Genomic DNA, 13729 nt, shown 5'->3' on the forward strand with positions numbered 1-13729 from the left:
CATGGCCAAGAAGATTCGCGCCATTCTCAAGATCCAGGCCCCTGCCGGCCGTGCCACCGCAGCGGCCCCGGTTGGGCCGGCGCTCGGTCAGCACGGCATCAACATCATGGAGTTCATCAAGGCCTTCAACGAGCGCACGGCCAGCCAGTCGGGCTACGTCGTGCCGGCCGAGATCACGGTCTTCGAGGACCGATCCTTCACCTTTGTCACCAAGGCGCCGCTGGCGGCAGCACTCCTCAAGCGCGCGGCCGGGGTCGAGAGCGGCTCGGCCGAGCCGAACCGCACCAAGGTCGGCATGGTCTCGCAGCGCCAGCTGCGCGAGATCGCCGAGACCAAGATGGCCGACCTGAACGCCAACGACGTCGAGCACGCCATGCGAATCGTGGCTGGCACGGCGCGCAGCATGGGCATCGAGGTGACCGACTGATGCCGCACGGCAAGAAGTACATCGACGCGGCCAAGCTGGTCGAGCCCGATCGTCGCTACCTGATCGGTGAGGCCTGCGAGCTGCTGCCGCGGGTCTCAATCGCGAAGTTCGACGCCACGGTGGAGCTGCATCTGCGGCTCGGCATCGATCCCCGCCACGCCGACCAGCTGGTGCGGGGCACCGTCGTCCTGCCGCATGGCACCGGTCGCAGCACCCGCGTGATCGTCTTCGCCCAGGGCGAGAAGGCGCAGGATGCCCTCCGCGCCGGAGCCGATGAGGTGGGCGGCGATGACCTCGTCAAGAAGATCGACGACGGCTGGTTCGAATTCGACGTGGCGATCGCGACGCCCGACATGATGGGAACGGTCGGCCGGCTGGGCAAGAAGCTCGGGCCGCGCGGCCTGATGCCGAATCCGAAGGCAGGCACGGTCACCTTCGACATCGAGCGGGCGGTAAGCGAGATCAAGTCCGGCCGGATCGAGTTCAAGGTCGACCGCGCCGGGATCGTGCATGCTCCGGTCGGGAAGGCCAGCTTCACGCCTGACCAGCTGTCGGCCAACATTGCGACGCTCGTGGACGCCGTACAACGGGCGAAGCCAAGCGGCGCCAAGGGCACCTACATGCGGACGCTGACGGTTGCCCCTACCATGGGCCCCGGATTGCGAATCGACATCCCGTCCGCGCTGGCGGCGGCCAGCGCCTAGGAGGTCATCCGACCAGATCATCGGGACAGCCGAGAAGCCACAGACAGCGTTGTGCTCCGGGTGCAAGCCCCGGGCCAATCGCCGGCCGAAGAGAGCCGGCGGCACGCCGAGGCAGTGAGACGACCGGAGACGGTCCTCGTGCCGATGCGTGCGCGGGACCGTTTTTTGATGTCACGGAGGTTCGAGAGGACAACACGATGCCGACCGATGCGAAACGCCAGGCGATCGCCGAGCTGACGGAGATGCTCCGCTCCAGCTCCGCGCTGGCCGTGGCCGATTACCGGGGCCTCAAGGTCTCCGAGATGCAGTCGGTACGGAGGTCGCTGCGCGCCAATGGCGTGGAGCTGCACGTCGCCAAGAATCGCCTGCTGAAGATCGCCGCCGTGGAGGCGGGCCGCGCCGAGTTGACGTCGTTGCTCGCCGGCCCGACCGCCGTGGCCGCAAGCTCCGGCGACGAGACGGCCCTGGCGAAGGCGTTGCAGGACGCCCTCCGCCCGTATTCCAAGGTGGTCGCCCTGCGGGGTGGCCTGCTGGGCGGAGTGGCGGTCGACGCCGCGGTATTCCAGCAGCTGGCGAGCCTGCCGAGCCGCGACGTGCTGCTCGGCCGCCTGGCCGGAGCCATGGCCTCTCCGATCGCGGGGATGGCCGGGGTCCTGGCCGCAACTCTTCGAAATCTCGTCGGCGTGCTCAGCGCAGTGGCCGACCAGAAGCGAGCAAGCGAGGGCGGCAGCGCCGCCTGACGAGAAAGGGAGCGAGTCACGACATGGCTACCAAGACGACGAGCAAGGACCAGATCCTCGAGGCGATCGACGGCATGACCGTTCTGGAGCTTTCAGAGCTGGTCAAGGCATTCGAGGAGCGCTACGGCGTGACCGCGGCTGCCCCGGTGGCAGCGGCTGCGGCACCGGCCGCGGGCGGAGACGGGGCCGGCGCGCCGGCAGTCGCGGAGGAGCAGACCGAGTTCGACGCGGTGCTGACCGAGGTCGGCCCGAACAAGATCCTGGTCATCAAGGCAGTTCGCGAGCTGACCGGCCTCGGCCTCAAGGAGGCCAAGGACCTGGTCGACGCCGCGCCGAAGGCCGTCAAGGAGGGGGTTGCCAAGGAGGAGGCCGAGGCGGTCAAGGAGAAGCTCGCCGAGGCCGGCGCCGCGGTTGAGGTCCGCTAGGTGGCCTCCGCCAGGGTGGTCCGGTAAATCAGCGCGGCAGCAGCGGCACCGATGGCCGGGCCGATCCACCACACGTACCAATCTGCGTAGGCGCCTGCGGCGACGGCGGGGCCGAACCAGCGCGCCGGATTCATCGCCGCGCCGGTCAACGGGCCGCCGACCAGGATGTCCGCCGCGACCGCGAGCCCGATCGCCAGGCCGCCGATCTTCGGTCCGCGCGGGTCGACGGCGGTCCCGATGACGACCAGGACCAGGAGCGCGGAGAGCACTGCCTCGATGCCGATCCCCAGGACCGGCGTGATTCCGGCACCGAGCGCCGGAGCGCCGATGTTCGAGGCCTGCCAGGAATCGGCGAAGACCACCTTCAGCGCCAGGCCGGCGGCGAGCGCGCCGACCAGCTGCGCTACCACGTAGAGGGCCGCGCGCGTTGGCGTGATCCTGCCCATGATCCACACGCCGAGCGTGACCGCGGGGTTGAAATGGCCGCCGGAGACCGCCCCCAGCGCCGAGACCAGGACGGCGAGGGCAAGCCCGTGGGCCAGGGCGACGCCCAGGAGGCCCGGGCCGCTCCCGCCGTTGGCGGCGAGGTAGTCGCCGAGCACCACGGAGCCCGCGCCCACGAAGAAGAAGAGGAACGTTCCAAAGGCCTCGGCCACGAGCGCCGCCGCGGTGCGATCCCGGATCATCGACCTGCCTCCCATCACGTCTCCGCGCCAGCGAAGCTCCGAGGCATTCTGGCCGATGCGCTCACCCCCATGCGGCGCGTCGCCGCCGATATGGCTCAGTCCGGCGAGACCACGGCGAGGGGGAGCGCGAATCCAGCCACGGTCCCGCCACCATCCCGGGGGCGAGCCCAGATTCGGCCGCCCAGCGAGTCGACGATGCGCTGGCAGACGGCGAGGCCGATGCCGAGGCCGGCTGTCCGCAGCTTGGCGGTCTCGGTCCGGTAGAAGGCCGTGAAGAGCTGGCTTGTGTCGGCGTCACCGATGCCGATCCCTCGATCGAGGACGGTCACGCATGCGTCGCGCTCGTCATTGGTGACCTTGACCTCGATCTCGGTCGACGCGGGACTGTACTTGGTCGCGTTGGTCAGGAGATTGTCGAGGAGCATCTCCAGGTGGCCCCGATCGGCCTCGACCACCATCTGACCCGGCTCGACCTCGAGGGAGATGGAGCGCTCAGGGTGATGCTGGCGATAGCCCTCCACCGCATTGCGGGTCACATGTGCGATCAGCTGCGGCTCCTGGTCCGGTGGTGTCCCGGATCCGAGGCGCGTCAGCAGCAGCAGGTTCTCGATGATGCCGAGGAGACGGTTGGACTCGTCAGCGATGTCGGTCAGCATCGAGTCCGTCTCTTCCGTGGCGAGCAGCCCGGCCCTGCCCCGCAGCAGGTGCGCGTTGCCGAAGATCGTAGTCACTGGAGTCCGGAGCTCGTGCGACACCAGGCCCAGGAACTCGTCCTTGACCATGTTCGACGCGGCGAGCGCCTCGGCCGCGGCCCGCAGCGCCTCCTCGGCCTTCCGCCGCTCGGTGACGTCGACCAGCACGTTCACGGCGCCGACCGTGCGGCCGCCGTGGTCGTGCAGGGGGGTCGGGTAGGCCATGAAGACAGCGCGCGTGCCGTCGAGACGCTCGAGCTCAGCCTCCGCACCGCGGACCGGCCGGTTCTCCGTTAGCGCGATGGCCATCGGGCATTCGTCGTGAGCCATCGGCCGCCCGTCGGGCCAGTACAGGCGCCACGAGCCGCACCACCGCTCGCCAAGGTCAGGGCGGCGCCCCCACAGTGCCACGGCCGCCTCGTTGAAGTAGGTGATCCCGCCGTCAGCATCGGTCGTGTAGACGGCTACCCCGAAGGTATCGAGGAAGGCGTGGAACTCGATCCCGGGCAGGACGGCCGGCGCAACGGCATCCTTGCCTCGCGTGGGACTGCTCGTCGTGCGCGCCGGAGCTGTCATCAGCACCTTGTCAGCTGTGAGTCGTCCCACTATCTCAGGTCGAGCCGGGCTTTGCGACCCGGTCTTCATGGCGGGGCTCCATGCTCGAATGCGCGGCAATGACCACCATCGAGATCAATGCCGGCACGAAGGCGGCCGCGAGCACCGCAAACGGCGCATCTGCGGTGAACAGGCCGGCGCCGAGCCCGATGGATGCGAACCCGGTCAGGCGCCATCCCGGTTGTGGGAGCCGGGGGGAATCGGGCGTGCGGATGGCCACGGGTGGCTCCTCATCTGTGCTCTATCGGGCAGATGGTCGGCCAGCCGATGCAACACGCGGGCCCTCCGGAGCGCCCAGACGCGTTGCACGGCCATGACAAATCCCGCTTCGTGGGCGATGAGCCCTCAGGAGGTCAGGGGTGGGGCGACGAGGCGGACGTCGCTTCCCTCCGCGGCGGCCTGGACGTGCGGGCTGGGCGGGAGGTCGATTGCCTCGAAATGCTCCACGGTGGCCTCGTCCACAAGGCCAGATTCCAGGGTCAGCAGATAGGGCTGCGACGGATCGGGACCGAGGGCTTCGGTCAAGGCGTGCCAATCGGTCCAGGTAGTGACCACGATGGCGAATTCGTCATGCCCCTCCGTCCGGCGCCCGACGTGGACCGAGACGAGTCCCGGATGCGCCTGGATCCGCGGAAGCCCGCGCTCGCGAATGAACGCGTGGAACTCAGCTCCGCGACCTTGCGCGATGCGAACGCTCAGGACCCTGACGATCATTCGATCAGCCGTTCCTACGCGATGTGGGACCGGAATCGTGCGATCCTCGGCGCGGGAAGTCAAGCGCTGCGGCTCAAGTTCCCTGCTGTGCTCGCTGCGTGCCAAGCGTCGTAGTCGGTCCGGCAAAGACATCCATGGTCAGCAGATGCCCGACCGCATCGCGGAGGTCTCTCGCCTGGTAATCCGGCCGCTGACCGCGGGGCTGAGGATCGGGCGGCCCGATCAGGATCACCTTCAGGCCCGCCTTGCGTGCGGCACTCACCTGGCGTGGGCGATCGGTCAGCAGCCAGGTTCCGTGCTGGGCGTCCCGGATCTCGCTCCATCGCTCCACCCCTTCGCCCTCCTGGCCGAGACCACGTTCCGTGGATGGATCCTCGAAGGGGACCACCCCGTACGCCCCGCTGCCGAATGCGGCTCGAACCCACGCCTCCCGCTCCCGCACATCCACCGGCAGGTCACGACCGGCGACCTGGTGACCCACCAGGATGATGGGGCGCCCGATCCAGCCGATTCGCCTCAGGGCAACCGGTGCCTCCTCGATGGCCGTCGGCAGATCGGCGCGCTGGACGACCAGCGCATCGAGCGAGATCAGGATGCCAGCGGACGTCTGGCCGGCCGGCTCAGGAGGCATGACCGCTTGCCGGTCGGGCGTCGCCGACCTCCGCGCCGTCGAGCGGCAGCTCGAGTGGCGGGGTCTCGTCCACGTTCAGGACGTAGCCGATGCCCTGAAAGGTGGTGATCGGGCCGGGCTCGCCCGGCAGGGCGCCGAGCTTGCGACGCACGCGACTGATCCAGACCCGCAGGTACTGGAGGTCGTCGCGGTATTCGGGACCCCACACCTTAGTCAGCAGCTCCGTATGCAGGACGACCTTGCCTGCGTTCGCGGCGAGGTGCTGCAGGAGCAACCACTCCGTCCTGCTCAGCTGCACGAGCTGGCCGTTGCGGGTCATCATTCGCCGCTCTAGGTCGATCTCGACGTCGCCGATGTGGAGGAGCCCGCCAGATGGTGCGATGCCCGCGGCGCGGCGCAGCACGGCTCGAACCCGCGCGGCGAGCTCGTCCGGATGGAAGGGCTTGGCGATGTAGTCGTCCGCACCCAGGTCCAGGCCCTTCGCCTTGTCGGAGGTCGAGCCCTTGGCGGTGAGCAGGATGACGGGCACCGGCCGCCATTCGCGCAGCTGACGCATCACTTCGATGCCGTCCAGGTCCGGCATCACCACGTCAAGCAGGACGATGTCGGGACGCATCTCCTCGGCCTTGCGCAGGGCCTCCTCCCCGCCGCCGGCGGTGACGACGCGGAAGCCCTCATCGCTCAGGCTGATGGCGACCAGCTTGGTGATGCGGGGCTCGTCATCCGCGACGAGCACGAGTGGCTGGTTGTTCATCCGAGCTCCTCACCTGGGCGTGTAGAGCGGTCAGGGTCCACGATCAAGCATCGTCCAAGTCCGTCTTGCTACGGCTCGCGTCGCGCGATCCCGATCCCGGCGATGATCAGGACTTCGAGGACTGTCCAGCCAATGAGCGCCACGAGGGCCGCAATGTCGAAGACCGATGCGCCGGATCGCACGGCGTTCGTATTCAGGATCCCCTCGAACGGGCCGACGAAGAATGCGCTGAGGTCATAGATGAAGCTCACGAGCTGGTTCTCCTGGTTGGCATCGGCCAACAGCAGGACGATCCGGATCACGATCAGGGCCTGGATGATCCCGAAGACGAAGACGACGACGCGTCGGGCGGTCTCGGCTCCACTGGGCGAACGACGGACCGTCTCGGTGACAACCGATCCCTGGGTGACGGTCGCATTCGGATAGCGCACCGGTTCGGGAGATGCGGCGGTATCCGCTGGTGGGGCTGGTTGGGCTGGTGGTGTGGTCACGCTCTGTTGCTCGACCACGCGCTCTTCGTCCACCATGAGCTTCCTCCTGAGTCTGAGTCCAGTCATGCATGTTGTGGGCGCCGGGGGTGCTGGGATCCCCCCGCGTGCCAGAGAAGTATTGCAGTCTTGTTGCGAGGCGTCCGACCGCGCAGCCCCCTGCCGGCATGTGGTTACCGGTAGTGCATCAGTTTGATCGGCCCTCGGCTTGACTCCCGCCCCTCGCGTGCCGCATGCTTGAGCGGTGAAGAAACAGAAGATGCCGCGCGACGTGAACCAGCGAGCCAAGGCGACCTTGGACTTGTTCACGGGTGAGCGGCAATCCGAACCTGAGCGGGTGAAAGACCCTGCTGCCGTCGAGCTAGGAAGGCGCGGCGGGCTGATCGGCGGCAAGAAGCGCGCTGAGAAGTTGACTCCCGAGCGACGCAAGGAGATTGCCAAGCAAGCCGCTGCTGCGCGGTGGAGTCCGCGAACGAACTCCTAGTGCTGTATCCCGATAACACGTGGCTCCACCAAGAGCCCGTCGCCATCGGCATTCCACTCTACCCCCAGACGAGACAGAACCTCCTTCACATCGCCTCTCCTGGCGATCGATCGTGCGAAGATACCTACCGCACGAGCTACTCGCTGCGTTGCCTCCTCTGCGTCTGACCCGTGAGCCGCAAGGGCAAACTGTACTGCGCGGGCTGCAACGCCACCCTTGATCCTAGATACCGAAACAGTCGGTAGAATGGTCATGATATGGAACCCCGAGCGAACTGACGCTGAGCACGTTGCGTGCTCGCTCCGGGCGTGGCAAGGTATCGTATCCGAGGAATGGCGGACCAGTGGCCTTGACACGCCTGGTATCATAAGGGTATGGACAGGAGCAAGCCCTGATGATCGACCGCGAACAACTTGTCACCAACGATAATCACCGTCCCTACGCGGCTGCTGCGAACGTAGTCGGCGTCATCGAGCGTATCCGGCGTATCAATCTGCCGGAGGCCATTGACCCCGAATTCCTGGATGTCGCCAGAATCACTGGTGCCAGTCGGGGTCGAGTGCTGGATGCCCTTCGCTTTCTCGGATTGATTCACCCGAATGGCGAACCGACCGACGCTCTTGAGGCCATCGCCGCTGCGACGGACGAGGAATGGCGAGAACTGCTCGCGGCAAGGATTCGCGATGCATACAGCGCCGATCTCAGCCGGATTGACCCAGCCCAAGACACCCAAGCCACCATCATTTCGCAATTCCGCCGATACCAGCCACGTTCGCAATCCGAGCGGATGGTGATGCTGTTCCTCGGTCTGTGTCGCGCAGCCGGAATGCCGGTCTTAGAGGCTCCGCGCCAGCGTGCCATGCGGGCAAATGGGTCCCCTGGGCGACAGGTCGGGGGCCGGCAGGTCCGCCTTCGCGGATCAACCGGGACGACTCACACGAAGCGTTCAGCCGAGCTGGGCGCGGACTCGGGAGACAGCTTGGTATTCGACCTCACCCAACTCGACTTGATCGAGGACGAGGACGAGTACCAGAAGGCGTGGGATGCCATCGGCCAGGCCCGGCGCATCATCGGGCGGGCGCGTCGCGCTGCGTCTAGACCAGCGTCTGAGGCCGACGCTTCGGGGGAAGCGGACTAGAAGCGGTGGGGGCGGCGCTGGCCGCGCTGCGCTGGGGTTAGCGCCCGACGCAGCGGGTTCGATTCCCGCCGCCTCCACCACCGATTCTCAGTCTAGCACGCCTGTTTTCGTGGTGCTCAAGCATCGCGACACACTGCTGTCACGATCCTCAAGCATCATCGCAGTATGAACAGGTTGAGCTGCACCGAACGAGCGCAGATCATCCGCACGCTGGTTGAGGGAAACTCCATCCGCTCCACCAGCCGCATGACCGGGTTCGCGCAGAACACGATCATGAAGCTGCTGGTCGAGCTTGGCGACGCAGCCACCGAGTACCAGAGCGGGACGCTCCGCAACCTGAACTCGACGCACATCGAGTGCGACGAGATTTGGGCCTTCTGCCATGCCAAGCAGAAGAACGTCCCCGAGCAGTATGCCGGGAAGGTCGGCTACGGCGACGTGTGGACCTGGACCGCCATTGATGCAGACACGAAGCTCATCCCAGCGTGGCTGGTGGGAACCCGCGAGGCCGACGACGCCTATGCCTTCATCGCCGACCTTGGCTCCCGGCTCGCGAACCGGGTGCAGTTGACGACCGATGGACACCTTGGCTACCTGACCGCGATCGAGCGTGAGTTTGGGCGGAACGTTGACTACGCCATGCTCATTAAGACCTACGGCTCCGACGGCCGCGACGACGCCCCGCAAGCCCGCAAGTACAGCCCGCAGGTCGTCACCAGCCAAGAGGTCCGGGTGATCCAAGGCTCCCCGGACCCGGACCGCATCAGCACCAGCTACATCGAGCGGTCGAACCTGACCCTGCGGATGAGCAGTCGCCGCTTCACCCGCCTCACGAACGCCTTCTCAAAGAAGCTCCGCAATCACGCGGCGGCGGTGGCGCTGCACCACATGCACTACAACTTCGCCCGACCTCATCGATCGCTTGCGAACCCCTATCCTCAGACCCCCGCGATGGCGGCGGGGATCAGCAATCACATCTGGACCTGTGAGGAGATCGCAGCGCTGCTCGACTAGCCGCTAGTGGTGCCGCCACCCGCCATGTGCTGAGTGTCGTCAAAGGCACCCTTCTGCACGAACTCACGAGCCGCCGACTCCGGGAACTCCTCCTCCGGATGGACTTCTTGCGAGTGGCGCATCGCTTCCTGAACTAGCTGGTCGTCATCCTCGGCGTGGAGATGCGCGCAGTTTGGAACATCGCACTCGACTCCCCGCATGGTCTGACCGCTCCCTTCTGCGACTACTGACCCCTAGGCCACCAGCCTACTTCCGCGGATCAAACTGATGCACTACCGTGGTTACCGCTTCACTTGACGAAGCGCATCGGTCTGATCTAAACTGCTCGTTCGCGTGTCCGCGCCCCACCATGTCCTCTTCGAGGAGTCCTGAATGGCATTGGCCGAGTCAGCCAGCCGATTTGAGCTGGCCCCGATTCGTGAAAACTTCTCACATATTCCGGAGGTCCTTCCCCTCCCGAACCTGATCCAGACCCAGACCGAATCCTTCAATTGGTTCGTCCAGACCGGCCTTCGCGAACTGCTGGACGAGATCACCCCGATCACCGACTTCACCGGCAAGAATCTCGAGCTGCACTTCCGCGATTACTATTTCGAAGAGCCGAAGTTCGATGAGAACGAGTGTCGCACTCGTGACCTGACTTACTCCAAGCCGCTCAAGGTCGAGGTCGACCTGATCGTCAAGGAGACCGACGAGGTCAAGCACCAGACCGTCTTCATGGGCGATTTCCCGTGGATGACGGAGCAGGGCACCTTCATCATCAACGGCGCCGAGCGGGTCGTGGTGTCGCAGCTCGTCCGCTCGCCTGGCGTCTACTACACCGGGGCAGAGGATCCCGCCACCGGGCGCATCCTGTTTGCCGCCAAGGTGATTCCGAATCGTGGCGCCTGGCTCGAGTTCGAGACCAGCAACAAGGACCTGCTCAGCGTGAAGGTCGACCGAAAGCGGAAGATCCCGGTCACGACGCTGCTGCGCGCTGTGGGCGTCGAGGACAACGCCGAGATGCTCCGCACCTTCGGCCCGGCAGACGACCACCCCGAGCACCCATACGTCTCGCTGACGCTCGACAAGGACCCCGCCGCCACCCAGGACGAGGCCCTGATCGAGGTCTACAAGAAGCTGCGCCCCGGCGATCCGCCCACCGTCGACAACGCGCGGGCGCTGGTGCAGAGCCTCTTCTTCAACTTCCGCCGCTATGACCTCGGCCGGGTCGGCCGCTACAAGCTCAACAAGGCGCTCGCCGATGTCGCGGGCAAGCTGAAGATCGCCTTGCCCGCGGAGGGCGGCGAGACCACGCGCGAGTCGCGCGTCATCAGCCGCAACGACATCGTGGCGATCATCGGCAAGCTGATCGAGCTCAACAACGGCCGTGGCACCGGCGACGATATCGACCATCTCGGCAATCGGCGCATCCGCGCCAACGGTGAGCTGATCCAGAACCAGTTCCGCATCGGGCTGCTTCGCATGGAGCGGGTCGTCAAGGAGCGGATGACGATCACCGATGCCGAGCAGGCCACGCCGAACTCGCTCATCAACATCCGCCCGGTGGTGGCGGCGATGAAGGAGTTCTTCGGCGGCAGCCAGCTGTCCCAGTTCATGGACCAGACCAACCCGCTCGCCGAGCTGACCAACAAGCGCCGCCTCTCCGCGCTGGGCCCGGGCGGCCTGTCGCGCGAGCGCGCCGGATTCGACGTGCGCGACGTCCACCCGTCGCACTACGGCCGGATGTGCCCGATCGAGACCCCCGAAGGGCCGAACATCGGCCTCATCGGCTCGTTGGCGACCTACGGCAAGATCAACGAGCACGGCTTCATCGAGACGCCGTACCGCGAGGTGCGCAAGTTCGTCTCGTATCGCGACAAGCAGGCGGACGCACTGGGGGAGGTGCTGGCCGAAGACCTGATCGTCGGCGACCACGGCAAGAAGCTGGCCAAGGCCGGCGCCGGGATCGACGACGAGCTCTGGGCGGCCATCAAGGAGAACAAGCTGGCCTCGGTTCGGATCGTGCCCGTGGTCACTTCCGAGATCAAGTACCTGGCAGCCGACGAGGAGGAGAAGTTCTACATCGCGCAGGCGAACGCGCCGCTCGATGATGGGAACCACTTCATCGAGGACCGCGTGATGGTCCGCTATCGCGACGAGTTCCATGTCCAGGTCAACGAGGACGTGGACTACATGGATGTCAGCCCCAAGCAGATCGTCAGCGTGGCGACCGCCATGATCCCGTTCCTCGAGCACGACGACGCCAACCGGGCGCTGATGGGCTCGAACATGATGCGCCAGTCGGTTCCGCTGCTTCAGCCCGAGGCCCCGGTGGTGGGAACCGGCGTCGAGTACCGGGCCGCCTTCGACAGCCAGCAGGTGGTCGTGGCGGAGGCTGGTGGGACGGTCGTGAGCGTCACCTCGGCCGACATCCAGGTCGAGCGCGACGAGGGGGACGTGCGCGACACGTATCACCTCAAGAAGTTCCTGCGCAGCAACCAGGGGACCTGCATCAACCAGCGACCGATTGTCGACGTTGGCGTCCGCGTGCAGGCCGGGCAGGTCCTGGCCGACTCGTCGAGCACCGACCAGGGCGAGATGGCGCTGGGCCAGAACATCCTGGTCGCCTTCCTGCCCTGGGAGGGCGGCAACTACGAGGATGCGATCGTGATCAGCGAGCGGCTCGTCCGCGAGGACCTGTTCACGTCGATCCACATCGAGAAGCACGAGATCGAGGCCCGCGACACCAAGCTGGGACCCGAGGAGATCACGCGGGACATTCCGAACGTCGGTGAGGAGAGCCTGCGCAACCTCGACGAGGACGGGATCATCTACGAGGGGGCCGAGGTGACCCCCGGCGACATCCTGGTCGGCAAGATCACGCCCAAGGGCGAGACCGAGCTGACCGCCGAGGAGCGTCTCCTGCGAGCCATCTTCGGCGAGAAGGCGCGAGAGGTGAAGGACAGCTCGCTGCGACTGCCGCACGGCGAGCGCGGCATCGTGGTCGACGTCCGCCAGTTCAGCCGCGAGAGTGGCGACGAGCTGCTACCGGGCGTGAACCGCCTGGTCCGCGTCAGCGTGGCCCAGAAGCGCAAGATCGCGGTCGGCGACAAGATGGCCGGCCGCCACGGCAACAAGGGCGTGATCGCCAAGATCCTGCCGGTTGAGGACATGCCGCTCATGCCGGACGGGACGCCGGTCGACATCGTCCTGAACCCGCTCGGCGTGCCGAGCCGCATGAACATCGGCCAGATCCTCGAGACGCATCTCGGCTGGGCCATGAAGGTGCTTGGCCTCAAGGCCGCCACCCCGGTCTTCGACGGGGCGACCGAGGCGCAGATCACGGCGTCGCTGAAGAAGGCGGCCGCGGTCAAGGGCTCGGTGGTCAGCGAGGACGGCAAGACGGTCCTGCGCGACGGCCGGACGGGGGAGCCGTTCGACCACCGCGTGACGGTCGGCTACATCTACATGCTCAAGCTCCACCACCTGGTGGAGGACAAGATCCACGCCCGCAGCACGGGCCCCTACTCGCTCATCACCCAGCAGCCGCTGGGTGGCAAGGCGCAGTTCGGCGGCCAGCGCTTCGGCGAGATGGAGGTCTGGGCGCTGGAAGCCTATGGCGCGGCGAACATCCTCCAGGAGCTGCTCACCGTCAAGAGCGACGATGTGATGGGCCGCGTGCAGACGTACGAGGCGATCGTCAAGGGAGAGGAGATTCAGCCGCCGGGAGTTCCGGAGTCATTCAAGGTGTTGATCAAGGAGCTCCAGGCACTCGGCCTGTCGGTCGAGATCCTGAACGAGAACGAGGAAGAGATCCGCTTCATCGAGGACACCGGCAGCTACCCGCTGCCGGACCTGGGTGGCATCAACCTCCAGGGATTTGAGGAATAGTCCGGGGAGCGGCGCCGTGATGGCGTCGCGCCCCACCCATCGGTCCATTTCGAGCCGGGGCCTGGTCAGCCCTGGCGTACCGTGCCAGAAGCGGCGTCAGCCGCAGGAGCCGTAAGCCACTCATGCTGGAAGTCAACAACTTCGACGCGATCCGCATCAGCCTCGCCTCGCCCGATCAGATCAAGAGCTGGTCGTCGGGTGAGGTCACCAAGCCGGAGACGATCAACTACCGCACCCTCAAGCCCGAGAAGGACGGTCTCTTCGACGAGCGCATCTTCGGCCCCACCAAGGACTGGGAGTGCTACTGCGGCAAGTACAAGCGGATCCGCTACAAGGGGATCATC

At 66.3% G+C, this 13729-nt stretch carries 16 protein-coding genes; 9 read left to right on the forward strand and 7 right to left on the reverse strand.

Going from position 1 to position 13729, the window contains the following annotated elements; genetic code table 11:
• Position 1: 1 nt before the first annotated feature.
• From rplK to rplL, 4 genes are all read left to right on the forward strand, one after another.
• The gene (gene rplK / locus WEB29_08480) at positions 2–427 is read left to right on the forward strand and encodes a 50S ribosomal protein L11 (GenBank protein MEX2136964.1); all 426 of its coding nucleotides are present in this window, start codon (positions 2–4) and stop codon (positions 425–427) included.
• The gene (gene rplA, locus WEB29_08485) at positions 424–1131 is read left to right on the forward strand and encodes a 50S ribosomal protein L1 (protein ID MEX2136965.1); all 708 of its coding nucleotides are present in this window, start codon (positions 424–426) and stop codon (positions 1129–1131) included. Before rplK ends, rplA begins: the two co-directional genes overlap by 4 nt.
• Positions 1132–1328: 197 nt before the next feature.
• Positions 1329–1871 (forward strand): 50S ribosomal protein L10, encoded by a 543-nt coding sequence (rplJ, locus tag WEB29_08490; GenBank protein ID MEX2136966.1) that lies wholly within the window; start codon positions 1329–1331, stop codon positions 1869–1871.
• 23 nt (positions 1872–1894) lie between these two features.
• A complete protein-coding gene (gene rplL / locus WEB29_08495) occupies positions 1895–2296 on the forward strand; it encodes a 50S ribosomal protein L7/L12 (GenBank protein ID MEX2136967.1) in 402 nt (133 codons plus the stop codon).
• On the opposite strand, the gene WEB29_08500 is transcribed toward rplL, so the two are convergent.
• From WEB29_08500 to WEB29_08530, 7 genes are all read right to left on the reverse strand, one after another.
• Positions 2293–2982 (reverse strand): aquaporin, encoded by a 690-nt coding sequence (locus tag WEB29_08500; protein ID MEX2136968.1) that lies wholly within the window; start codon positions 2980–2982, stop codon positions 2293–2295. The two genes, rplL and WEB29_08500, sit on opposite strands and share 4 nt — an antisense overlap.
• Before the next feature lie 95 nt (positions 2983–3077).
• Entirely contained in the window at positions 3078–4250 is a 1173-nt protein-coding gene (locus tag WEB29_08505) for an ATP-binding protein (protein MEX2136969.1), read from the reverse strand.
• Between the two features lie 34 nt (positions 4251–4284).
• Positions 4285–4509 carry a hypothetical protein gene (locus tag WEB29_08510; GenBank protein MEX2136970.1) on the reverse strand — a complete coding sequence of 75 codons (225 nt, stop codon included), beginning with the start codon at positions 4507–4509 and terminating at the stop codon, positions 4285–4287.
• A gap of 125 nt (positions 4510–4634) precedes the next feature.
• Positions 4635–5003: a hypothetical protein gene (locus WEB29_08515; protein ID MEX2136971.1), complete on the reverse strand. Its 369-nt coding sequence runs from the start codon at positions 5001–5003 to the stop codon at positions 4635–4637.
• A 73-nt stretch (positions 5004–5076) separates the two neighbouring features.
• Positions 5077–5634, reverse strand: a complete 558-nt coding sequence (locus WEB29_08520) for a hypothetical protein (GenBank protein MEX2136972.1) — start codon at positions 5632–5634, stop codon at positions 5077–5079.
• Positions 5624–6388 carry a response regulator transcription factor gene (locus WEB29_08525; GenBank protein MEX2136973.1) on the reverse strand — a complete coding sequence of 255 codons (765 nt, stop codon included), beginning with the start codon at positions 6386–6388 and terminating at the stop codon, positions 5624–5626. The genes WEB29_08520 and WEB29_08525 overlap by 11 nt, the downstream gene beginning before the upstream one ends.
• 68 nt (positions 6389–6456) lie before the next feature.
• Positions 6457–6915 carry a YggT family protein gene (locus WEB29_08530; GenBank protein MEX2136974.1) on the reverse strand — a complete coding sequence of 153 codons (459 nt, stop codon included), beginning with the start codon at positions 6913–6915 and terminating at the stop codon, positions 6457–6459.
• A gap of 205 nt (positions 6916–7120) precedes the next feature.
• Here WEB29_08530 and WEB29_08535 point away from each other — a divergent pair, with 205 nt between their 5' ends.
• From WEB29_08535 to WEB29_08555, 5 genes are all read left to right on the forward strand, one after another.
• On the forward strand, positions 7121–7360 hold the full coding sequence (locus WEB29_08535; protein MEX2136975.1) for a histone H1: 240 nt from the start codon (positions 7121–7123) through the stop codon (positions 7358–7360).
• A 394-nt stretch (positions 7361–7754) separates the two neighbouring features.
• Complete coding sequence (locus WEB29_08540) at positions 7755–8498, forward strand: DUF5343 domain-containing protein (GenBank protein ID MEX2136976.1); 744 nt, start codon at positions 7755–7757, stop codon at positions 8496–8498.
• Between the two features lie 165 nt (positions 8499–8663).
• Positions 8664–9512, forward strand: coding sequence for an IS1 family transposase (locus WEB29_08545; protein MEX2136977.1), 849 nt, complete (start codon positions 8664–8666; stop codon positions 9510–9512).
• Positions 9513–9884: 372 nt separating this feature from the next.
• On the forward strand, positions 9885–13385 hold the full coding sequence (locus WEB29_08550) for a DNA-directed RNA polymerase subunit beta (GenBank protein MEX2136978.1): 3501 nt from the start codon (positions 9885–9887) through the stop codon (positions 13383–13385).
• A 122-nt stretch (positions 13386–13507) separates the two neighbouring features.
• Positions 13508–13729, forward strand: a 222-nt coding sequence (locus WEB29_08555; protein MEX2136979.1) for a hypothetical protein, incomplete at its 3' end; no start/stop codon positions are given.

Source organism: Chloroflexota bacterium (assembly GCA_040902225.1).
GTDB lineage: Bacteria > Chloroflexota > Limnocylindria > QHBO01 > QHBO01 > CF-167.